A 23,082-nucleotide genomic window follows, 5' to 3' on the forward strand; every position below is an offset into this window, starting at 1 on the left:
AAACCTCCCGCTGCGTTTTTACGCACTCCTTTTTATTGTTGTTTTGCCATTACGTCGTTGAGCGCTTTTTCAAGTCGATTTAAACCTTCTTCGAGTATGTCGTGACTTGTCGCCATACAAATCCGAATATGTCCGGCCGAACCCGGTCCGAAAAAGCGCGCTCCTCCGGGAACAAGCGCTACTTTATATTTTTCCCGCGCGAGCTCGACGAATTTTACAGGATCCGTTTTTGTTTTTGTGATATCGGGAAAGACGACAAATGTCGCCTGCGGTTTATGACAGCTGATGCCCGGCATGTTCCCGATACGTTCAAGCGTGTAGTCTCTGTTCTTCGTCATCTGCTGCATAAATTCATCGACTCGGTAAAACGATTTTTCACAACAGGCGATTCCGGCGATTTGGGAGAGACATGAAATTCCGCCGATCGTCGTATCGACATACGAAGCGGCGACGATTTTATCGTATGTTTTTTGATTCATACAATAAATGCATCCGGTACGAAGGCCGGCAATTCCGAAGCTCTTTGAAAAACCGTATACCGAAAGCGTTCGTTCATTTCGATCGGGACCGAATTCGATCAAACTGTTGAATCGGTATTCGGGATATATGATATCCGACCAGATTTCATCGTTCATAATATAAAATCCGTATTTTTCGGAAAGCGTAAGGAGGTAATCGAGATCTTCTTTTGAATACAACATACCCATCGGATTATGCGGATTGCAAAAACCGAGCATTTTTGTTTTCGGCGTAATATAATCTTCAAGTCCCTCGAGCGAGATTCCGTCTTTTGTTAACTTGGTCGGAAACAGAACAGTTTTTGCACCGGCAGCTTCCATAGATGTTTTGAATAAAAAATCGACGGGATCAAAAACGATTACTTCGTCTCCAGGTTGTAAAAACGCTTTTGCGATGACGGACATTCCGCTCGCTGCGCTGTCAATCGGCAGGATTAAATTCGGATCTACCTTTTCATTTTTTCGTTGAAAAAACGCTTTTGAAAGCGCTTCCCTAAATTCTTTAAAACCTCGAGGGGGCGTATACGGAAAATAACCGGCTTTTGAATATTCAATAACGGCATCCGCAATTTCGGGAGCTGCAGGAAAATCGTGATCTGCAGCCGTCAGCGGAATTACATCGTCCGGTTGTTCCGCCCAACGCATATTGAATGCACGCTTCCGCAATACATCCAAATTAACAGTGTCGTTTGTAAAGCCGTTCATAGTACCTCCTTCTGAACTTTTGGAATAGAGCTTATCCCTCCGTTTCCGCGACGACCTCCACTTCGACGAGTACGTCTTTCGGAAGCTGCACGACCGCTATGCACGAACGCGCGGGTTTTCCGGTAAAATATTTTGCATACACTTCGTTGAACGCCGCAAAGTCATCCATCGTTTTGAGAAAGCACAGCGTTTTGACCGCTTTCGTAAAACCGCTTCCCGCCGCGTCGAGCACAGCTTTGAGATTTTTCATAACCTGTTCCGCTTGTTCGGTTATCGTTTTGCCTTCAACGGCGCCCGTCTGCGGGTTGATCGGAATTTGGCCGGACGTGTACACGAAGCCGTTTGCGACGATTGCCTGCGAATACGGCCCGATTGCGGCGGGCGCATTTTTCGTATCGATTACTTTCATAAGAGTGCCTCACTTGTTTTAAGATTTATGATTTTAGTATAACACTGAAAATTATTGCAGTCAATGAAAATTTTACTGAATTTTTATTCATTGGTATGGAATTACCACTTGACGGAAAACGAAACGGGTTTCGTACTCGTAAGCAGTTCTGCGAGTGAAAGCTCGACCGTTTTGGACGCTTTTTTCTCGTCGTTCGGTGCAAAGAGCGAAATCTTTATTTTCGAGCGCTTGAGCTCATCGGCAAGTGCTTGACCGTAGACGGAAGCGATCAAATCGACGTATTCGTTTTGCTCCATCGGTTCGCCGAGAAAAAGAGGTGCCATGCATAAATCGATATAAGACTGCATCGTCTCGGGCAGGAGTTTGTATAATTTTGCACTGGATTCGGGGGAAAGCACGAGCGACAAACTGTTGGCGGATCTCGAAATACAGCCCGACTGCGACACGGGAGCGATTCCGTTTTTCGGCAAACAAAGCCTTATGCCGAGCGATGTGTCCGCAGGAGAAGTGATGCGCACATCGTTGACGCCGGCCGCTCGGAACTGCGCCGTCATCTCATCCGCATCGAAGAGGGGCGAAGTCCCGCCGCCCGAAAGCGCTTGCATGATTTCGATAAATGCCGAACCGAATGCCGCATCGTATGTTATATTGACGCTGCCGTCGCCGTTTGCACGCAGTTCGACGGAAGACGTACAGGACATAAACAGCAGCGATAAAAAAAGAAGTGCCGCCGCAAACATAAAAAGCAAAGATTTCGTGCCGGCCGCTTCGGAACACGGCGTTTTTATGGGTAGATTTTTTTTCATAGCATACTTCCTCGTATAAAAAACAAACCGAGCGGAACAAAGGTTATACGAAATTTTTTTTGTATAACCGAGGGGGGCTTTTCCTCTCAGCAGTATCGTTGCGCATTTGTTTTCCTTGTGATATATTTTTTGTTATGAAAGGCATCATTCTTGCAGGCGGGTCGGGCACGCGCCTCTATCCGATAACGAAAGCGGTTTCGAAACAGATTTTGCCGCTGTACGACAAACCCATGATTTACTATCCGCTGTCGGCGCTCATGCTTTCGAAAATTCGAGAAGTTTTAATAATTTCAACACCGCGCGATCTGCCGGTTTTTGAAGAACTGCTCGGAGACGGAAAGCGGCTCGGTATGCGTTTCGAATACGCGGTACAGGATAAACCTCGCGGACTTGCGGACGCCTTTATCGTCGGAAAGGATTTTATTAAAAACGATACGGTCGCGCTTGTGCTCGGTGACAATGTTTTTTACGGACAGGGATTTTCGCGCAGTCTTTCAAACGCGGTTGAACAAGTCGAGACGAAAGGCGGCGCGGTTATTTTCGGTTACTATGTCAAAGATCCGAGCGCGTACGGCGTCGTCGAATTCGATACAGACGGCAAAGTGGTCGGCATCGAAGAAAAGCCCGCTCATCCGAAAAGCAATTACGCCGTTCCGGGTTTGTATTTTTACGATAACAACGTCGTCGATATCGCGTCGAACGTAAAACCTTCGGCGCGCGGGGAAATCGAAATTACGTCGATAAACAACGCGTACCTCGAACGTTCCGCTCTGTCGGTCGAACTGCTCGGGCGCGGTATGGCGTGGCTCGACACCGGCACCTACAACGATTTACTCGAAGCGGGCAACTTTATCGCGACGATCGAAAGGCGGCAGGGCTTGTACGTGTCGTGCATCGAAGAGATCGCATATCGGAACGGCTGGATTTCACGGGATGATTTGTTAAAACTCGCGGACGGCTACAAAACGGATTACGGCCGCTATCTCGAATACATCGCAAGCTTGTGATGAAGCCTGTACGCACGGCTCAGGCGCTGAAAAACGTACATGATTTTTGCGGGCATGCGCCTCGTGCGATACGATACGAATTATTAATTATTAATTTTGGAGTATGCGGTGTCGTTTACGTTTAATCAATGTTGTGCCGGCGGAGAGCCGATCGCGGGGCTTTTTGAAATAGTGCCGAAAGTGTTCGGAGATGCGCGCGGTTATTTTTTCGAATCGTACAGCGCGCGCGACTTTGCCGCGGCAGGGATCGATGCGCGCTTTGTGCAGGACAACCAGTCGCGTTCGACAAAGGGCGTTTTGCGAGGTCTACATTTTCAGACGAAACATCCGCAGGGAAAACTCGTGCGCGTCATATCGGGCAGCGTATACGATGTCGCTGTCGATTTACGAAACGATTCTCCGACTTTCGGAACATATTGCGGAGTTGTACTCGACGGAGAGAAGCAAAATCAATTTTACATTCCGAAAGGCTTCGCGCACGGATTTTACGTACTGAGCGGTGAGGCGATTTTTGCGTACAAGTGTACCGATTTTTACGATCCTACAGGCGAAAGCGGCATTATGTGGAACGACAAAACGATCGGAATCGATTGGGAGCGTGTTGCGTCGGGTATGACGCCGCTCCTTTCGGAAAAGGATAAAAAACATCCCTCATTCGATAAAGATACGCGCTATTTTTCAAAGGACGGTATATGGCTCGGAAATTAACGAATATCATGGTCACCGGCGGTGCCGGTTTTATCGGCTGTAATTTTATTCGCTTTTTGCTAGGAAACGAAAGCGGTTTTGCCGGGCGCGTCGTCAACGTCGATTGTCTCACTTATGCGGGCAACCTCGAAAGCCTTTCCGACATCGAAGCCGAGTACGGCTCGTCGCGCTATTTTTTTGAAAAGGCCGATATCTGCGACAGGGCGGAAATCGAGCGTATTTTAAAACAATACGATATCGACACGATCGTGCACTTTGCGGCGGAAAGCCATGTTGACCGTTCCATTTTGGGGCCGGAAGCGTTTATCAAAACGAACGTGATGGGAACCTTTACGCTGCTCGACGCCGCGCGCAATTTTTGGCAAAAGCCGGACGGTTCGATGCGCGAAGACGCGCTCTTTCATCACATAAGCACCGACGAAGTGTACGGCTCGCTCGGAGCGACGGGAGCTTTCACCGAAACGACGCCCTACGATCCGCGCTCTCCGTATTCGGCGAGCAAAGCGTCGAGCGATCACATCGCGTCGGCATACAGCCACACGTACGGTTTGCCGCTTACGCTTTCGAACTGCTCGAATAATTACGGGCCCTATCAGTTTCCCGAAAAACTCATCCCCCTCATGATCGCAAATATCCGAGACGGAAAGGAGCTTCCGGTATACGGCGAGGGTAAGAACGTGCGCGATTGGATTTACGTCGAAGATCACAACCGTGCGGTGTACCTCATTTTGCAAAAAGGCGAGGCCGGACAAAAATACAATATCGGCGGAGAAAATGAACTGCAAAATATCGAACTGCTGCAAAAACTCATCGAGCTTACGGCAGGCGAACTGCATAAAGACGTCGCTGCCGTTGAAAAGACGATCGTTCACGTAAAAGACCGCCCCGGACACGACCTCCGCTACGCGATCGACTGCACGAAAATCAAAACCGAACTCGGCTGGCAGCGTAAAGTTTCGTTCGACGAAGGACTTCGCCGTACGGTGTCGTGGTATCTTTCGCATCGGGACTGGATCGATCACATTCTCTCCGGCGAATACAAAACCTGGATTGCGGAAAATTACACGAAGCGGTGAGGAAAATAATACTACAATATGTACAAAATGACGGGAATAATATCTTAAAGAATTGATCAATAAAATTAACCGGCACTTGTTGCGTGCCGGTCGTTTGGATTTTGCAAATCGATTTTATTTTCGATTTTATTTTTTCGAACTTCCAAAAATCCGATTCGGGTTTGCCGTATATTTCAAGCGGAGTGCCGATCTGTTCGACTTTGCCGCGGCTCATAACGACGATTCTGTCGGAAACGGTGAGCGCTTCCGATTGATCGTGCGTGACGTACAGACACGTCGTTCCGAGCGCTTTTTGAATTCTGCGGATCTCCGTACGCATGTGGATCCGAAGCTTTGCGTCGAGGTTCGAAAGCGGTTCGTCCATATACCCGTAAGGATCGCCGGAATGATGAGCGGAATCGTTACGTGCGTAAACGCGAGAAGCCGATAAATACAGCTGCTCCGAACGTTCCGAAAGCGAACGCGGCGGAGCGGTTTTTTTGTTTTTAAAGGTACGGATATTGCGAAACTCGTACACGGATGAATCTTTGCCGAACATAAAGTCGTCATCCGGATGACACTGTTTTGCCATCCCGCCTTCCGCGCTTCGGTAACCCTCATTCCCGCCGCCTCAATACTTTCTTTAATGCGGCGGGAACGCTTCGCGGCGCTCCACGCGGGCATAGGCTGGAACGTTTAAGCGAGACGCTACAATGCCGCATTTTAAGGAAGGAAAAGTCGGATGTCGCGCTTCGCGCTCGTTGCAAGGTTGCGCGGGGAACTTCGCTCGATGCCCCGCTTTGCTGCGCAACTACGTTGAAAATTATGAAAAATATGTTATGATATTGATAAGATGCCGAAGCATCTTGTAAAAGTTTTTATAGGAGGGATGATCCAAAGCGCCGTCTGAAATGGCGCCGTCGCTTTGGATCTCGAGTTTGCGCGGATGTTTGCGAAAGATGTGTATATGTATCGTTTCGATAAAAATCGTATGAGTACGATACACTGTATTTTGCGAATTCGACTATTCGACGTGTGCGCGCACGCGCACGGCTAAAAATTTTTTCGAAAGTTGCAACTTTGCTTGAAGCTTCGCTGCAAGTACCTGCAAAAGTTTTTATAGGAGGTTCGCATGAACAAAACAAAATCGAGCCCGTACATTTGTATAGGGGGGGGCTCGGTAAAACCCTTTTAAAAAAGATACCGATTACAGCGATCGGCGCTTTATTGTTTGCCGCAGCGCTCGTCTTTACAAGCTGTTCGAACGACAGCGGTTCGGGAGCGCCGCAAGCACCCTTTGTCGAAGGCGGTGCTTCGCTCATCTTAAGCTCCGATAAACCCAACATCAAAGTTACGGCAACGCCTTCCGATGGTCTCGACATTACGGTAGAAGGCTGCAATGAAGCGACGCTTACAAGCGGCACCGAAACCGACCTGCACGCAAACGGCACACTCGTGATTCTAAAAGGCAAGATCACCGAGTTGACCTGCTGCGAAAATAAGCTTATCGCGCTTAACGTGCGGGGATGTTCCGCTTTGGAATATCTGGATTGCGACGACAATCAGCTTGCTATGTTCAACGTACAGGGATGTTCCGCTTTGCAATCTCTGTACTGCAGCGACAATCAGCTTGCAACTCTAAACGTGCAGGGCTTGACCGCTTTGAACAGGCTGGATTGCTACGAAAATCAGCTTGCCGCGCTCAACGTGCAGGGATGTTCCGCTTTGAAAACGCTGTACTGCGACTGCAATCAGCTTGCTGCAGCCGCATTTAAAAAGCTATTTGACGATTTACCGACGCGGGATGCCGGCGATAATGCAAAGTGTTATCTTTACTCCGAAGACCCCGGCGTTACCGAAGGCAATCACGCAGACTTTACCGTACCTGATGCACTGAAAAACGCCTTTGAAACCGCGAAAACCGACAAGAAGTGGACGATGTATAAGTATGATGCGGACGGGAATGCGCAAGAAATTTAATGTAATTTAATGGGCAGCGGGTAGTTGATAATGGGTAGTGGTAATTACACATTACCCATTACACATTAAAAACCTGCTTCCGCGCTTGGGAAAATGACGGTCTTTACCGCAGTCCCGCATCGGCTGGTAAACCGATCCGTACGGCTGAACGATTGACGACATTCGTAGCGTTTAGATTGACGCGCTTCGCCTTTCCCGTTGCCGATTTCGGCGTTTTATATTACACTCATTTTATGGCTTACGAAGTTACGGCGACGCGGCGGCGGCCGCAGCAATTTTCCGATTTGGTCGGGCAGGAATTTGTTGCGGAAACTTTGAAAAATTCGATCACGTCGCATCAGATCGCTCATGCGTATTTGTTTTCCGGTCCGCGCGGCTGCGGCAAAACGTCTACGGCGCGCATCCTCGCAAAAGCGCTCAACTGCGAAAACGGGCCGACGCCTGCTCCGTGCGGCACCTGCGCGCATTGTACGGAAATCACGAAAGGCGCGAGTCTCGACGTTATCGAAATAGACGGCGCGTCGAATACGAGCGTCAACGACGTGCGCCAAATCAAAGACGAAGTGATGTTCCCGCCGAATTCGTCTCGTTATAAAATCTATATCATCGACGAAGTGCACATGCTTTCGACGAGTGCGTTCAACGCGCTTTTAAAAACGATCGAAGAGCCGCCGCCCTACGTCGTCTTTATTTTTGCGACGACGGAGCTGCAAAAAGTTCCGGCTACGATTAAAAGCCGTTGTCAGCAATTCAATTTCCGTCTCGTTTCCGCAGAAAAGATAAAGGATTTGCTTGCCGATGCGGTACGTGAATTGTCGATTCAAGCCGACGACGAAGCCCTCTATTGGATTGCACGAGAGGCGACCGGCTCGATCCGCGACGCGTATACGCTTTTCGATCAAGTTGCGGCGTTCAGCGACGGCGTCATCACGTACGATAAGATCCGCGACAAGCTCGGTCTCGTCGGCGTGGACAGGCTCAATGAATTATTTGAAAAGTGTGCGGCGGGCAAAGCCGACGACGCGATCGGCGTACTCGACGCGTATCTCGAATCGGGTATTTCGATCGAACAACTGATCGCAAACAGTACGAATTATATCCGAAGTCTTTTATTGATTAAAAACGGCATTACAAAAGAATCGCTGCTCGGCAGTTCAGCCGAACGTTACAGTTCCGCCGTCATCGAAGCGTGGAATACGGTGCAGGTTGAGCGCGCGCTTTCGATTTTTTTGCAGCTCTACCGCGATATCCGTTATTCGCTTTCGCCGCGCTATGAGCTCGAACTTGCGTTTTCGCGTCTGTGCTGGCTTTCCGAGTACGTGTCGCCCGCCGAAGTCAAATCCGCGATCGATTCCGCCCGTTCATTGTTGACGGCGGGATCTCCCGTGCCGGTGCAAGACGCGGGGCGCGCTGCACAAAACGATGCGGCGGCAGGACGGGCTGCGCGTCAATCGATCGGGGGCAATGCGGCGTATGCGCAATCTGCTAGGCAATCACCCGGAACCGATGCGGCGTATACGCAAACTGCCTCTCCCTTGGTGCCTGACGGTATTGCCGGCGGAAACGGAGGAAGTTCGCAAAGTACGGCTCAAAACGCTTTTGCCTCTTCGGCACAAAGCCGTGCCGCTTCGGAAATGCCCAAGACTATGCCGCGTTTTTCAGCCCTCGCGGAACAGGCGCCGGAGAACGAAAGCCCTTTTTATAACGGCGGGGCCGTGCCGCCTGAACAAGCGGCAGCGAAAAGCGAGGATCGACCGGAAGTACAGGCGTCGCCTCAAAGCGTTCCTTTATGGGAAAGTAACCTCTCTTTCGACGATTTTGATGACGGCGATTTCGACGATACTGACGATGCGAATGAAACTTCGGACGATGCGGATGAAAGCGGCGGTTCCGGCGTAACGGCATACATTCCATCGCTTCCCGCCGAGAGTGCGGACGACGCGCAAGATGAAGCGCAATCCTATGTAACGGGCGGCGGCCGCACGATTACCCTTGCACAGCTTCGAGGGAGCGTTATCGCCGAGCTCGGCATACACGATGCGCCGACTGCCGCAGCGCTTATGACGACGACTCCGTGGCAAATTTCAGGCGATACGATTTCTACGCAGGCTGCAACGGCGTATCAAAAGACGCAGCTTGAACGGCAGCGCGACGCGATTTTGCGGACGCTTGAAAAAGTGTGTGAGCGGCGCATGGATTTTTCGGTGAGTTTAAAAGAAATCGAAGAGGCGGCGGGGCCGTCCGAAGTGCCGCAGCAAATAAAAATCCTGTGCAGTGTTTTTAAGGGAAGCATAGTAGGGGGAAAAATATAGATGAATCCGTTCGAATTATTGCAAAATACGGCAAAGCTCAAAGAAGAAGCGCAAAAGATGCAGAATGAACTCGCCGCGTTATCCGTCGACGGTTCGTCCGGCGGTAAAATGGTTACCGTTACCGTGAACGGAAAAATGGAGATGACTGCGATTCACATCGATCCCATTTGCGTCGACAAGCGCGATGTCGCGATGCTCGAAGATTTGATTGTCGCCGCTCATCACGATGCGATCGCCAATATACAGGAACGGATTAAAGCGAAAACCGGTTCGCTCTTGCAGGGACTCAATATCCCCGGATTGAATGTATGAACGCGCTCGAAGAACTCGTCGATTCGTTTTCGCATCTTCCGGGCATCGGGAAAAAGAGCGCGTCACGTATCGTGCATTATTTATTAAAATCCGATCGCGCTTATGTGAATCGTTTTGCCGAACAGCTTTCCGTTCTTCAAGATAGAATCAAACAGTGTTCGGTCTGCGGTTCGTGGACGGAAGACGATCCCTGTCCTATCTGCTCGAATCCGCTCCGCGACAAAACCCTCATCTGCGTCGTCGAACAGCCGCAGGACGTGCAGACGATAGAAAGCGCACACGAATACACCGGTCTGTATCACGTGCTCGGCGGTGTGATTTCTCCGATCGACGGCATCGGCCCCGATCAGCTGCGTATCGCCTCTCTCCTTTCCCGCGTAAAAGACGAACACATCGAAGAGATAATCATCGCGACGAACCCGACGGTAGAAGGCGATACGACGGCATTGTACGTGCAGCAGCTCCTTGCAAAAATCGGCGGCGTAAAAGTGACGCGCCTTGCATCCGGCATTCCTGTCGGCGGCGATTTGGAATATACCGATAAGCTGACTTTAATGCGGAGCTTCCGCGGAAGGATTGCGCTGTAGAAAAAAGATCGGAAACCGGTACTGACTCCAAAAATTATTATACGTATAATTTCTCGTAAGTTTTTTATACGTTTTTCTATATTGCAGGTTGACCGGAAAAATTAATCGGTTATAATATTTTGAGGAAAGAAACTATACCGATAAAGTGAAGTACCGGCGTTGTCTATTTTCTTTTAGGAGTTTTTATGAAACAATTATTTTTCGCAATTCTTTTTGTTGCACTGCTTTCAAGTGCAGGTGCAACACCTCCCCCTCCGTCAAGCTACGCTATACAAGAGGTACATGTAGAAGACTTTCTGCACTATGACGAGTTTAAGAAGGAACTTCACGAAAAAATTCATGATATTGTAAATCCGTATGGCGAGCACAAGATAAACTGTAATGATTGGGCGTTGATCTGGTATATCCTGTGGAACGGTGGAACTGAGCCGAAGCGCGCACGGTTGTTTTGTAATAATGTTATTCGTCATACGTTTGTCGGTGTTAATGTAGAAGGTGAGTGGTTTTACATAGATGCTGAAACGTGCTTACCTATGGGACATCCGTCGCTTCATGATTACAATTATCGTGAAAGCGATAACTGGGAGTTCACGGACTTTATTCTCAGTGCATATAAGATGCTCGGTAAGGGTGATGCTGTGTTGTGGAATAGGCTTCGAGAGCAGCAGGGAATACACGATGACTAATGTGGTACTGTTCACAGGCGACAATGAGTGCGAGATAGCGGCGATGCTTTTACGACAATGCTCCGATGAATGGATAGCTCATGCGCTTTTTGACGCTGCGGAGTTTACGATAGGTCGCGTGTACTATGTTGACGAGGACGTAGTTTAAGGTTGGTAGAAAAAAATTAACTATGGGTAATTCATGCGGTCGCTGTGTTACGGATTTGTAACTTGACCGGGAGAATTAATCAGTTATAATCAAAAGTAAATAATATGTCGGAAGTCACAGGTTGCAGGTTGACCAGAAAAATTAATCAGTTATAATGTAAACCAGTGTTTTGAGTACGAACTGCTTGTTGCAGGTTGACCAGAAAAATTAATCAGTTATAATAAATTGTACGGATTTACAGTTGACAGTCTAGTTGCAGGTTGACCAGAAAAATTAATCAGTTATAATGTCGGCTTGTGCTATGCACAACATTTAACGGTTGCAGGTTGACCAGAAAAATTAATCAGTTATAATACCGCATCGGCGCTCAATCTTTTTTCAGCCGTTGCAGGTTGACCAGAAAAATTAATCAGTTATAATGACGGTTGTCCCTAATCGTATATCGCCCCAGTTGCAGGTTGACCAGAAAAATTAATCAGTTATAATATGCGCTCTCAAAGATGTACGAGCTTGGCTGTTGCAGGTTGACCAGAAAAATTAATCAGTTATAATGGCATTGAGGACGATATGTCGCCATTCATAGTTGCAGGTTGACCAGAAAAATTAATCAGTTATAATGAGTAGTTTTAAATACTTGTTTCCAGATGAGTTGCAGGTTGACCAGAAAAATTAATCAGTTATAATTGAGGTCGATATACTGTTTAAACAGCGCGATGTTGCAGGTTGACCAGAAAAATTAATCAGTTATAATCGTCAAAATACATATCGACACGTTTTCCCAGTTGCAGGTTGACCAGAAAAATTAATCAGTTATAATACGGACTTAGGGTAATACATTCTACCGTTGGTTGCAGGTTGACCAGAAAAATTAATCAGTTATAATGTAATCCTTGCCATTGTACATACCTATGCAGTTGCAGGTTGACCAGAAAAATTAATCAGTTATAATATATTATAGCTATAAAAGATTGTGCAACGGTTGCAGGTTGACCAGAAAAATTAATCAGTTATAATTGAAGTCAGGTGTCGTGGATTTAGCGGTAGGTTGCAGGTTGACCAGAAAAATTAATCAGTTATAATAGATTTCTATAACAAAGCTACAGACAAAACGTTGCAGGTTGACCAGAAAAATTAATCAGTTATAATCAGACAGATTGTACTTTGCGAGCTCTTTTTGTTGCAGGTTGACCAGAAAAATTAATCAGTTATAATATAACGGGCATTTTATTACCTAACTCGTCCGTTGCAGGTTGACCAGAAAAATTAATCAGTTATAATTATGATAAAAACGCTGTTATGCAGGCGTATGTTGCAGGTTGACCAGAAAAATTAATCAGTTATAATGGAGTAAAAAGTGACACGACAAGCGCAGAGGTTGCAGGTTGACCAGAAAAATTAATCAGTTATAATACAATCATCTTGCTAATATCCGCATCGCCGGTTGCAGGTTGACCAGAAAAATTAATCAGTTATAATGTCGGCGTTTCGACATAGCCCGTGTTTTCAGTTGCAGGTTGACCAGAAAAATTAATCAGTTATAATCCTTTTCGTTTTCTTAATCCATAAGTGCCTGTTGCAGGTTGACCAGAAAAATTAATCAGTTATAATACGTCCGGCGTAAACCGTTACAATACAAAGAAATGGTTTGTGCCGGACGTGTTATTTTTAAACGAAAATCAGAATAAAAGAAACTGTTCCGGCTGCTTTTTTTGCCGTTTTTCGCCCGCATTATAACTGATGATATTGCCATACTGTCTGTCCGTTATCGTGATAATATCAACTTTTCCTTTTGTCGGCAAGTTGTCGTGTATCATTTTGTAATATTTTTCGCAAGCATCTTTTCCCGAAAATAATTTTGTATAAATCGAATATTGAACCATTGAAAAACCGTTATCCAGCAAAAATTTTCTGAATTCCGTAGCATCTTTTCGTTCTTTTTTTTCAATGACCGGCAGGTCAAATAATACCATCATCCACATAAGTTCATACTTATTCAAAATCAAATCGCGCATTTTCATCTCCGTCCCATAGGGGCAGTTCGATATCCGGTTTTTTATTTTCCAGCGCACGTGCATAGGCATTTGCCATATATTGCATACTTTGAAAAGCCGGTGAATTCCCTTCAGTTGTATGGAGTTTTATCCACAGTACGTCGGAGAGCCGCTTTTTTATTTCCGGTGTAAGTATTTCATTTCCTTCTTTTTGTAATTTGGCGACGGTAAAATCGACGAGCGGGCGATATATTTCAAAGAGATCATCGACGAGGCAAAATTGATTTAAATTATTATCGTGGTGAATGCCGAGCGACGGAAAAAGACCTGCGGAACATACCGCACGCGCCATGGCCGCCCGCATTACGGCATATCCGTAATTGAGCAGGGAATTGATGCCTTCCTCATTTCTATCGCGAAGAAAGTCTTTGTCGAATAAAGCTTTCCAATACAGTTTTGCGGCATAAGCTTCACGGTTATCAGGATCGCCCGATTTTACAAGCGACGATATTTTATCGACAAGCTTTGCATTTTCTTCTTTTCCGTCCAAATGCAATATTTGTGCCTGATTTTTTATTTTACGAATGACAATTTGCTGCCAGATTCGTTTTTTGAGCGGAGCCGAAGCTTCTATTTGATTTTTTATAATTTTTGCAAACAGATAATGCGAAGCAATGGGCAAAACCATACTTTGCGGTGCATAGTTTTTACCGCAGAGTATGGTAATGCAGCCGTGCTCCGTCAACGCATTTAATATATTTTTTGACAAGACAACGCTCTGTGCCGAAAGCAACAATACGCCGATATCGTCAAGCGGCACTTCGCCGAGCGTTTCATCTTCATGCTTGATGACTATAAAACCTCGGCTGAGAGCAAGATAACGGTTTTCTTCATAGATTTCCAAAACTCTGTGTATCACGCCGTATGTATTATCGGCATATACACGGGAAATTATTATTTTCGGAAAACACGTCCGATCGGATTAACCGTTACGCTGCGCGCTTTGTGCTTTCCGAACAGCACATTTACCGAAATACGCTTTTCTTCTTTTTGCGGTTTCCAGCAGGGCTCAAGCATATTTTCATTTGTCGCGATAATCCAATCTTTACAGTCAGAAACCGCATATATCGGGCGGATGTCGATCTTGTTATTTTGCGATGCCGGAAGCCCTGCTATTCTGCAAAGATGTGTTGCCCCGCTTTCAGTGAACTCGAGGTAGTCGTCTTTATAGAGCATACAGATATACTGTGCCGCATCATGCGGTTTTTCCAATTTTTTAGGTTTATTGTTGACGTCAAATTCATCACGTCGGAGAAATGTCGCTTTGTATTCGGGTTCGGTATCTTTCTTTTTGGACGGTATTTGCCAAACGACGGCCGCTAAATAATCTTCCGGACACAGGTAACGGGGGACGGCGGAACTCGTAATCGTAATCGGTGTTTGTCCCCAGTTTATACAGCGCACCTTTTCGATGCGGTATTTTTTGCCGGGTTTACCTGCCGCGCTCGGTTTTCCGATCCATTCCGTTTCGCTGAATTTTTGCAGCTGTTCCGCAAAAGACAAATCGGCATGTTCTTTAATAAATGTTTTCAGTTTTTCTTTTATTTTTTCATCGACGATACTGTTTATGTTTTTCTCCGTAAGCGACACTATCGGCGTACGCGAAACATAGTATGTTTTAAAGACGTCCAATTTCGGAAACTCGGTTTTTAATGCGGCTTTTGCTTTTGTTATATCGCCAAGTTCGCGGCGTTTTGTTTCAAACCGAGTACGGATTGCATCGTCCTTTATCGAGGCAATATCATCCGTTTGTATGGAATCGATATCGACTTTTTCAATCTTTTTTATTTTGCCGAGAAGCGTTTCTTTTGAAAGCTTTCCCTGCCGACCGTGATCGGGTTTGAAACTGACCGTGATATGCTTTACTTTTTCGATCAATTCGCTGCGGAGTACGGGCATTTGCGGCGCTTCGATTCTGTTTTTTAGCCGAATTTTGTTTAGCTGTGAAATCTCCTGCACCATTGCGCGGTCGATCAATGCGATGACGGAAGCGTCAAGGGCATGATGACGATGGTCGTAGCGGTTCTTTTTGTATTGTCCGATTTGATCGTTTTTTAATTCGAAATGCGCTATTTCAGGATCGTCGATTTTCCGTTTTAAAATCGAATCTATATTCCACTTGTCGCGCAACAGTTTTGTCATGCCTCCGTTGATCGACCACACATCTTTGCAGATGCATCGCAGATACCGCAGCGCGGAACGTGAGAGGTAGGCATTGTCGGTAAGCTGACGCTGTATAAAAGAGTTGTCTTTTTCAAATTTTTCCATCGCGTTTTCTGCGAACAGCGTTCTCTTTGCAGGATTTTTTAACGAATTTGCTCTTGCGCAAATCTCATGCCAATTATACCCGTTCGGACTCGAACCGAAGGCTTCAAACGGCGAGCGGTCGCCTTTATCCCTATTGCAGTCCGTATGCGCGACCGTTTTATTCGTTTCGCCGTCAAAGAGCGTGCGTCCGAACGGAAGGATATGTTCTATTTCAATATTTTCTGTAAAAATTTCAGATCCGCTGATGGGCTTTCCGCAATACAAACACTTTCTGCTGAAAGAATTGCTGCCGCTGCCTAATTCTTCCCATAAGCGGTATTTTAATCGGTCGTTTCTGTTAGGGTATGGAATCTTTGTGATATCTGTAATATTTTTATTGTCCCGCTCATTGCGCTTTTGGTTCATAGTGATCGTTTTTTGAATTCGTGCTTTTGCTTCTCTGCTCGCTTTCAAATCGCGTGAAAGCTCTACGACTATTTGCTGCGGCTTACCGTACGCTTTTATCAGCGCGTTTACAACGGTGCGGGTTTGATTCAGCGCTACGTGTACGGTCGGATTGCTTATTTTTCCGTATTTCAATTCAGGTTCCGATTCATCCGCCTCCGGATGCGCTCCCATAGTGGAACCGGTTAAAATTGCACCGTAGTAGGGAAGCGTATCTTCTTCACGAACCGATTGATCGGCGTATGTATAACCGAGCATCTGAACGGCAACGGTCAGCGGTATTTTGTTTTGTTCCATTTTTTGAACGAGCATCTCCGTCACTTCTTTACACAGCATCGCCGTTCCCGACGGCAGGACGGTAACGGCAATATTTTTCTTCTGCTCGTCCGTTAAATTATACTGCGCAAGCATGGAGATGATTTCCGCATCTTCGTCTGCCGTAATCAGTTTTTCAACGATCGCGTCTTGCTTTGCCAAAGAAAGAGAATCCCATAATTCGCCGAATCTTTTTTTGTTGCGCAATTTAACGGCGGCTGCATTTCCTTGTAAATATTCCCGTCCGCCTCTTTCCAAATTAAACGTACAGGATTCATCGATCCCCAGCTCTTTTTTCATTGCCTTAAATGAAAGCTTTTCTCTTTTGTCGAGCAGCGAAATCAAGCTGTCCGTTTGAGCTTCTTCGAGCGGAATCGTTTTCCCGTATTCGTCGATGTAATCCATGTTGTATACTTCTTGTAGAATGCGGATCTTTTGCGAGCAGGGCATCGCTTTAAAGGTGCGCTCTTTGTCGGGCATATACCGGCACTTGCCGCGTTCCTGCGCACGGAGCGGCCGCTGGTAAAACAATTTTTCATGAAGCGCATCCCAATTTACGCCGCTGTAATAGGGTTCCTGCGCTTTGCGGATTGCATCGAATTCTTCGACATACATTCGGCGAGTCGGATAATAATTCGAACGGCCGGGCACAAAGCGCATGCCGATATTGCGTGCATCGTTTTCTGTTTGCTGCGTTTCCGTATTTTTATGTTTCCACAAAAATTCACCAAGTGTTCTGCAGCCCGAATCTTTTATCGCTTTTGCAAGGTGTTCGCATTTTTCATTTTGTGATTTTGCATCGTTTTGACTGTCTTTTTCTTTTTCCTGTACCGCTTCTTTTCTATTGCTTTTAAATCCGCGGCGGACGGATAAATTAAATAAAGCGCGGCCGAGTTCATACGGTTCGAGTTTTGTATCCAGCGCTTTTACGCGGAGTTCATACGGATTTAAGGATTTAAGCGCTGCCGCTTCAGAGGCATCGTTCGGCATCAAGCCTTGTTCCTGCAGCAGGCGAAACATCTGCCTTCTGCGCAGCTTTCTTCGATGCAAAATCCGCCGCAATCCGCGTGCAGTTCTGCGTTCCACGGCAAGCGGTTCCTTTGTCTTCGGGTCACGCCCGTCGGAAAATATTCGAACGCCCATATCGATAAGCGTTTCAGGTTTATTGTTGACGTCCAATGAATATATACACCAGCCGATTGAATTGGTACCCAGATCGAGTCCCAAGCGGTACTTTTGATTTTTATCATTCATAATGATAATTATAGCACAAAAATATAAACTGTGTAAAAAAAATATGGCCGAAAAAAATATTTGACAATAAAATAATTTTGTTATACACTACGGTTACTGATTAATTTTTTTGATCAACCTGCTAACAAGGAGTCTTTGACTCCGCAAAATGTTTTTACATTTTACTAAAATGTAAAAATCATCACGTGAAAAAAGGAAGCTTCGGCTTCCTTTTTGTTTTTTAGAAACATGCACGTCGCCATGCGTACATTGCCGTGCATACAATACCGCCGTGTGCGAAAACCTCCTTTCCCTCTCCTTGACAGCATCTTGCGGAATTCGGTAAAATGAGAATCGTTCTCATTTTGAGAATTGCGCGTATGAATACGAAAAGTCAGTACAAAACAAAACAACACGAAGAATTGCTCGCATTTTTGGAATCGATGAAAGGTACGCACATTACGGTGCATGCGGTCTGTTCGTATTTTAAATCGCACGGCAAAGCGATCGGTACGGCGACGGTATACCGCCGGCTCGAACACATGGTCGAAGAGGGCATCGTCAACAAATACATCATCGACGCCAACAGCCCCGCCTGTTTCGAATACACCGGCGGCAAAAAACGGCACGACGCGGAACCGTATTTTCACTGCAAATGCAAAGACTGCGGCAAGCTGATCCACGTGTGCTGTTCGAAATTTTCGGCGATGCAAAGCCATCTGCTGGCATCTCACGGATTTAAAATCGATTCGTACCGGACGGTGCTCTACGGAACCTGCGGCGAATGTTCGGGGCGAAAGCACGCACGGTGTTCGGCGGGAAAACGAAACGTATGCAGAGATTGAGTTACGTTTATGCGCGAAAAGCGGCGCAAACGAAGCGAGCGCTATGTGCTTATGCCGTATTATTTTTGATAACGATCGTTTCCGTCGGGTACATAGTTCACGAAAGCGTTCACGTTTGCAGTGGAGAGGATTGCCCCGTATGCGCGTGTATCCGTTCGGTAAAAAACAATTTATTGCAGCTGAAAATCTATTTGGCCGAAACTGCGTATGTCGCTGCTCCCTCGTATGAGCGGGTGGAAGCGGTAATATATTTTTGTGTCTCGGCATTTTGTTTGACGCTCGTCTCGCAAAAGATTAAATTAAATAATTGACAAGGACTTTTAATCGATATGCCGCCCTTGCTTGTCGACTGTGCGGTTTTGTAAAAAACAAAAATAAATTGAAAGAGGTTATAAAATTATTATGAAAAAAAATATTATTAAGATTGCGTCTGCATTGATTTTTGCAGCGCTCGTTGCAGGGGGCGCTGTTGCCGCACCTGCTAAAAAAAATGCGTCGGACGGTACGGTAAAAATCGTTACCGATATTTTCCCCGTGTACGATTGGGTTCGCGAAATAACGAAAAACAGCGCGGCGAAAATCGATCTCACACTGCTGCTCGACAACGGTGTCGATCTGCACAGCTATCAGCCGGCGGTTGCCGATGTCGCGAAGATTGCCGAATGTAATTTTTTTGTTTATGTCGGCGGCGAATCCGAAGGGTGGATGGATGATGCGTGCAAAGAGATCAAAAATAAAAACAGCGTCGTGCTGAAACTCCTCGATTCGCTCGGAGATGCGGCGAAGGAAGAAGAAGTCGTCGAAGGCATGGAAGCCGATCACGATCACGAAAGCGCGGATGAGCATCATCACGAACACGAAAGCGCCGGCGAACACCATCATGAACACGGTGAAGATGAAGAGGGGCCGGAATACGACGAGCACATTTGGCTGTCCGTGAAAAATGCAAAAATCTTGTGCAATACGATTGCCGAAAAAATTGCGGAAATCGATCCGAAAAACGCGCAAACCTATCGTGCAAACGCCGCCGCTTACACTGCAAAACTTTCGGCGCTCGATGCGCAGTATCAAAAGATCGTCGATGCGGCGTCGAAAAAAACGGTTCTCTTCGGTGACCGCTTTCCGTTCCGCTATCTCGTAGACGATTACGGTCTTTCGTATTATGCGGCCTTTGTCGGCTGTTCTGCGGAAACGGAAGCGAGTTTTAAAACGATTTTATTTCTCGCAAAAAAAGTCGATGAGTTGGGCATTCCCGCCGTACTGACGATCGAAAAGTCGGACGGAAAAATTGCCAAGACGATTATTAAAAATACGAAAGCGAAAAATCAAAAGATTTTGACACTCGATTCGATGCAATCGACGACGTCGAATGATGTCAAAAAAGGTATCACCTATCTGTCGATTATGACGAAAAACGCCGACGTGTTGAAATCGGCGCTGCAGTAAAGCGCTTCAGGCGGAATGCCCTGCGGGTGCGTTCCGTCTGCGGGACGTTTTGCATTTGCAAACGCGCGTTTTTGGAGGCTGTATGGCATTGCTCGCTTGTCAAAACGTATCGTTGAAATACGACGCAAACGTGATCGTGCGCGATATCACTTTTTCCGTAAACTCAGGCGATTACCTCTGCGTTGTCGGGGAAAACGGTTCGGGCAAAACGACATTGATAAAAACGCTGCTCGGACTTCACGCCCCTTCAAGCGGTACGATTGTGACGGGCGACGGTTTGAAACGGAATGAAATAGGCTATCTGCCGCAGCAGACGCTCGTACAGCGGGACTTCCCCGCGTCTGTGTACGAGATCGTTCTTTCCGGCTGTCAGGGAAGGTGCGGTATGCGCCCGTTTTACAACAAAGCGGAAAAGCGTCTTGCCGCCGAAAGTATGGAACGGATGGGCATCGCGCGTTTTGCAGGCCGCTCGTACCGCGATCTTTCCGGCGGGCAGCAGCAGCGCGTGTTGCTTGCGCGGGCATTTTGTTCCACGCAAAAACTTTTGCTTTTGGACGAACCGGTATCGGGACTCGATCCGAATGCGACGGAAGATATGTATCGATTGATACAGGAATTGCACGACGACGGCGTTACGATCATTATGATTTCGCACGATATCCCTTCTGCCTTGCGTTATGCGACGCATATCCTGCACATAGGGGGGGAGCGAGCGACGTTTCAAACGAAGGAAGCGTTCGTGCAAAACGGAGCGGGCGGTTTGCCGCCGGAATCGAGGAGCAAAATGCGATGAACGGCATGATAGAAGAAATTTCATTTTATGTAGGCTATCCTTTTGTGCGCTATGCGTTTATCGTCGGTATTTTGATCGCGCTGTGTTCGTCGCTGCTCGGCGTAACCCTCGTGCTCAAGCGCTTTTCGTTTATCGGCGACGGGCTTTCCCACGTCGCATTCGGTGCTATGGCCGTTGCAACCGTTTTGCGTTTTTCAAATAATATGCTCCTTATGCTGCCGGTAACCGTTCTCTGCGCGATCCTTTTGCTGCGCACCGGACAAAATACGAAAATCAAAGGAGATGCCGCGATTGCGATGATTTCCGTCGGCGCGCTTGCGATCGGCTATCTCTTGATGAATATATTTTCGACGTCGGCAAATTTGACCGGCGACGTATGCAGCACGCTCTTCGGTTCGACATCGATTTTAACGCTGACAAAATCGGAAGTAATCGTATGCGTCGTGTTGTCGATCATTGTCGTTGCGCTGTTCATGCTGTTTTATCAAAAGATTTTTGCCGTTACCTTCGACGAAAGTTTTGCGCGCGCAGTCGGCACTCGGGCGGGCGTATACAATTTGCTCATCGCAGTCGTTACCGCGATCGTTATCGTGCTCGCGATGAATCTCGTCGGTTCTTTGCTCATCTCCGCGCTCATCATCTTTCCCGCTCTGTCGGCTATGCGGGTTTTTAAAAGCTTTAAAGCCGTTACGATCTGTTCGGTGCTGCTGTCGGTCGGCTGTGCATTCTTCGGACTTGCTATTTCGATCGTCGCCGGAACTCCCGTCGGCTCGACAATCGTCGCCGGTCACATTATAGTATTCATTGTTTTTTCCTGTATCGAAAATCTGAAGCGGAGATGTGCTTGATGAAAAAATTAATAAACAAACTCGCCGCAGCGCGTCGGTATATTGAACCCTCCATACGAATAAAATTATGCGTTTTGCTTGCCGTCGGAATGCTCTCAGGCTGTGCAAAAGCTTTGCCGGCTCAGATTAAAAATGCGCTCTTTTCTCAAAAACGAAACACGGGAGTCGTCGATTTGACGCGGATGAGCGCGACGATGGTGTATGCCGAAGTGTTCAATATGATGGTCGAGCCGGAAAATTACGTCGGCAAAACCGTAAAAATGAACGGTATGTTTTACGTCTATCCCGATGAAAAAAAAGGTACGTATACCTTTGCGTGTATCATTATGGATGCGACCGCGTGCTGCGCACAGGGAATCGAATTCCGATTGCGCGGAGAACATGCATACCCCGCCGATTACCCCGAACCGAATACGAACATCACCGTGCAGGGGACCTTTTACACGTATGAAGAAGACGGATTTACGCACACGCTTTTGATCGACGCCGATATGACCGTGCGGAAATAGACCGAGTACCGCAAACGAAGCCGCTGCAAAATACAGCTATTTTTATCGCACATATTTTCCGTCAGCGCGGCCGTAGTTGCAATCGGCGGAAAATATGCTATACTCGTTGTCATGGTAGATATAGACGAACAAAAAAAAATCGCAGTGCTCATAGACGCGGAAAATATTCCGCACAATAAATTGCCGGCTATCCTCGAAGAGATGGCGGTGCACGGGCATGTCATCACCAAGCGCGCGTACGGCGACTTTTCGAGCGACAAGCTGCGCGCGTGGAAAACCGTTTTAAATGAAAACGCCGTTTTGCCGATACAGCAGTTCAGCTATACGCAGGGAAAAAACTCGAGCGATTCGGCGATGATTATCGACGCGATGGATTTGCTCTATACCGAAAAATACGATACGTTTGTGCTCGTTTCCTCCGACAGCGATTTTACCAAACTCGCATCGCGCCTCCGCGAATCGCAGGAGTACGTGTTCGGCGTCGGCGAAAAGAAAACGCCGGTGTCGTTCGTAAACGCGTGCGACGAATTTATCTATATAGAAAATTTGCACGGCGTCGAAGATTCGTCGCTGCCGGAAAAAATCGATGCCGCACACAAGCGGCGTGCAAAAGTAAAGCGAGCGGCTCCCGCAGGGGGTACGGCCGCAGCCGGCGCTACGGTCGGCGTCAATGCGGACGGCGACACGATGACCGACAAGCAGTTCCGCCAGATTTACAAACTGCTTACAAACGCGTACGAAAAGTACGCCGACGATACCGGTTGGGCGCCCGTCGCTGCGGCGGGTTCGCTGTTTAAGCGGCAAAATCCCGGTTTCGACACGCGCGATTTCGGATTTAAAAAGCTGTCGGATTTGATCGCTTACCTCGACGACGATTTTGAAATGAAAGGTTCGGGTTTAGGCGGCCGCGGCGGCAATAAAATATATCGCCCCGTCGAAAAAGAATAATTAATAAATCGAACGGTGAGCTTGGAAAATAAATAACATTACAGTTTTTCGATTTCCGCTTCCGAGAGACCGGTCATAAGGTGGATCTCAGAGAGCGGGTACTTGCGTTCAGCCATCAGCTTTGCCGTTTCTCGTGCTTTTTGATACGA

Annotated in this window: 20 protein-coding genes, 1 pseudogene and 1 CRISPR repeat array; of the genes and pseudogenes, 14 read left to right on the forward strand and 7 right to left on the reverse strand. The window is 47.1% G+C overall.

Going from position 1 to position 23,082, the window contains the following annotated elements; all coding sequences use genetic code 11:
• Positions 1-32 precede the first annotated feature (32 nt).
• The 3 genes from HMPREF0860_RS03455 to HMPREF0860_RS03465 all read right to left on the reverse strand — a co-directional run bounded on the left by HMPREF0860_RS03455 (position 33) and on the right by HMPREF0860_RS03465 (position 2,438).
• On the reverse strand, positions 33-1,223 hold the full coding sequence (locus tag HMPREF0860_RS03455; RefSeq protein ID WP_021329729.1) for a pyridoxal phosphate-dependent aminotransferase: 1,191 nt from the start codon (positions 1,221-1,223) through the stop codon (positions 33-35).
• 31 nt (positions 1,224-1,254) lie between these two features.
• Complete coding sequence (locus tag HMPREF0860_RS03460; protein WP_021329677.1) at positions 1,255-1,632, reverse strand: Rid family detoxifying hydrolase; 378 nt, start codon at positions 1,630-1,632, stop codon at positions 1,255-1,257.
• 101 nt (positions 1,633-1,733) lie between these two features.
• Positions 1,734-2,438 (reverse strand): hypothetical protein, encoded by a 705-nt coding sequence (locus HMPREF0860_RS03465; RefSeq protein WP_021329708.1) that lies wholly within the window; start codon positions 2,436-2,438, stop codon positions 1,734-1,736.
• Positions 2,439-2,572: 134 nt separating this feature from the next.
• Between HMPREF0860_RS03465 and rfbA the strand changes: the two genes are divergently transcribed.
• From rfbA to rfbB, 3 genes are all read left to right on the forward strand, one after another.
• Entirely contained in the window at positions 2,573-3,445 is an 873-nt protein-coding gene (rfbA, locus tag HMPREF0860_RS03470; RefSeq protein ID WP_038080539.1) for a glucose-1-phosphate thymidylyltransferase RfbA, read from the forward strand.
• Positions 3,446-3,553: 108 nt separating this feature from the next.
• The gene (gene rfbC, locus HMPREF0860_RS03475) at positions 3,554-4,153 is read left to right on the forward strand and encodes a dTDP-4-dehydrorhamnose 3,5-epimerase (RefSeq protein ID WP_021329612.1); all 600 of its coding nucleotides are present in this window, start codon (positions 3,554-3,556) and stop codon (positions 4,151-4,153) included.
• Positions 4,138-5,229, forward strand: a complete 1,092-nt coding sequence (rfbB, locus tag HMPREF0860_RS03480; RefSeq protein ID WP_021329694.1) for a dTDP-glucose 4,6-dehydratase — start codon at positions 4,138-4,140, stop codon at positions 5,227-5,229. The genes rfbC and rfbB overlap by 16 nt, the downstream gene beginning before the upstream one ends.
• Before the next feature lie 145 nt (positions 5,230-5,374).
• On the opposite strand, the pseudogene HMPREF0860_RS14090 reads toward rfbB, so the two are convergent.
• A pseudogene (locus HMPREF0860_RS14090) lies at positions 5,375-5,590 on the reverse strand (polyamine ABC transporter ATP-binding protein); the annotation flags it as partial.
• A gap of 698 nt (positions 5,591-6,288) precedes the next feature.
• Here HMPREF0860_RS14090 and HMPREF0860_RS03495 point away from each other — a divergent pair.
• From HMPREF0860_RS03495 to HMPREF0860_RS03515, 5 genes are all read left to right on the forward strand, one after another.
• A complete protein-coding gene (locus tag HMPREF0860_RS03495) occupies positions 6,289-7,188 on the forward strand; it encodes a leucine-rich repeat domain-containing protein (protein WP_331270934.1) in 900 nt (299 codons plus the stop codon).
• 233 nt (positions 7,189-7,421) lie between these two features.
• Positions 7,422-9,500, forward strand: a complete 2,079-nt coding sequence (gene dnaX / locus HMPREF0860_RS03500; RefSeq protein WP_038080535.1) for a DNA polymerase III subunit gamma/tau — start codon at positions 7,422-7,424, stop codon at positions 9,498-9,500.
• Positions 9,501-9,812, forward strand: coding sequence for a YbaB/EbfC family nucleoid-associated protein (locus HMPREF0860_RS03505; RefSeq protein WP_021329744.1), 312 nt, complete (start codon positions 9,501-9,503; stop codon positions 9,810-9,812). It abuts the gene before it with no gap.
• The gene (recR, locus tag HMPREF0860_RS03510) at positions 9,809-10,399 is read left to right on the forward strand and encodes a recombination mediator RecR (RefSeq protein ID WP_021329651.1); all 591 of its coding nucleotides are present in this window, start codon (positions 9,809-9,811) and stop codon (positions 10,397-10,399) included. Before HMPREF0860_RS03505 ends, recR begins: the two co-directional genes overlap by 4 nt.
• Positions 10,400-10,584: 185 nt before the next feature.
• A complete protein-coding gene (locus HMPREF0860_RS03515; protein ID WP_038080501.1) occupies positions 10,585-11,085 on the forward strand; it encodes a hypothetical protein in 501 nt (166 codons plus the stop codon).
• Between the two features lie 202 nt (positions 11,086-11,287).
• Positions 11,288-12,841: direct repeats of the CRISPR family, unit length 36 nt; unit sequence GTTGCAGGTTGACCAGAAAAATTAATCAGTTATAAT.
• 68 nt (positions 12,842-12,909) lie between these two features.
• Here the strand turns inward: HMPREF0860_RS03515 and cas2 are convergent.
• The 3 genes from cas2 to cas9 are packed head-to-tail and all read right to left on the reverse strand — an operon-like array spanning position 12,910 to position 17,565.
• Positions 12,910-13,245, reverse strand: a complete 336-nt coding sequence (gene cas2 / locus HMPREF0860_RS03520; RefSeq protein WP_021329717.1) for a CRISPR-associated endonuclease Cas2 — start codon at positions 13,243-13,245, stop codon at positions 12,910-12,912.
• Positions 13,223-14,143 carry a type II CRISPR-associated endonuclease Cas1 gene (cas1, locus tag HMPREF0860_RS03525; protein ID WP_038080500.1) on the reverse strand — a complete coding sequence of 307 codons (921 nt, stop codon included), beginning with the start codon at positions 14,141-14,143 and terminating at the stop codon, positions 13,223-13,225. Before cas1 ends, cas2 begins: the two co-directional genes overlap by 23 nt.
• A 35-nt stretch (positions 14,144-14,178) precedes the next feature.
• Positions 14,179-17,565, reverse strand: a complete 3,387-nt coding sequence (cas9, locus tag HMPREF0860_RS03530; protein ID WP_021329608.1) for a type II CRISPR RNA-guided endonuclease Cas9 — start codon at positions 17,563-17,565, stop codon at positions 14,179-14,181.
• 359 nt (positions 17,566-17,924) lie between these two features.
• On the opposite strand from cas9, the gene HMPREF0860_RS03535 reads away from it, so the two are divergent.
• The 6 genes from HMPREF0860_RS03535 to HMPREF0860_RS03565 all read left to right on the forward strand — a co-directional run bounded on the left by HMPREF0860_RS03535 (position 17,925) and on the right by HMPREF0860_RS03565 (position 22,933).
• Entirely contained in the window at positions 17,925-18,389 is a 465-nt protein-coding gene (locus tag HMPREF0860_RS03535; RefSeq protein WP_051169920.1) for a Fur family transcriptional regulator, read from the forward strand.
• Between the two features lie 402 nt (positions 18,390-18,791).
• Positions 18,792-19,835 carry a metal ABC transporter substrate-binding protein gene (locus HMPREF0860_RS03545; protein WP_021329733.1) on the forward strand — a complete coding sequence of 348 codons (1,044 nt, stop codon included), beginning with the start codon at positions 18,792-18,794 and terminating at the stop codon, positions 19,833-19,835.
• Positions 19,836-19,917: 82 nt separating this feature from the next.
• Positions 19,918-20,628, forward strand: coding sequence for a metal ABC transporter ATP-binding protein (locus HMPREF0860_RS03550; RefSeq protein WP_021329687.1), 711 nt, complete (start codon positions 19,918-19,920; stop codon positions 20,626-20,628).
• Positions 20,625-21,476, forward strand: coding sequence for a metal ABC transporter permease (locus HMPREF0860_RS03555; protein ID WP_021329723.1), 852 nt, complete (start codon positions 20,625-20,627; stop codon positions 21,474-21,476). The genes HMPREF0860_RS03550 and HMPREF0860_RS03555 overlap by 4 nt, the downstream gene beginning before the upstream one ends.
• Positions 21,476-21,985 (forward strand): putative lipoprotein, encoded by a 510-nt coding sequence (locus HMPREF0860_RS03560; protein ID WP_021329660.1) that lies wholly within the window; start codon positions 21,476-21,478, stop codon positions 21,983-21,985. The genes HMPREF0860_RS03555 and HMPREF0860_RS03560 overlap by 1 nt, the downstream gene beginning before the upstream one ends.
• A gap of 111 nt (positions 21,986-22,096) precedes the next feature.
• On the forward strand, positions 22,097-22,933 hold the full coding sequence (locus HMPREF0860_RS03565) for an NYN domain-containing protein (protein ID WP_021329726.1): 837 nt from the start codon (positions 22,097-22,099) through the stop codon (positions 22,931-22,933).
• Positions 22,934-23,082 lie beyond the last annotated feature (149 nt).

The organism is Treponema socranskii subsp. socranskii VPI DR56BR1116 = ATCC 35536 (assembly GCF_000468115.1).
Classification (GTDB): Bacteria; Spirochaetota; Spirochaetia; order Treponematales; family Treponemataceae; genus Treponema_D; species Treponema_D socranskii.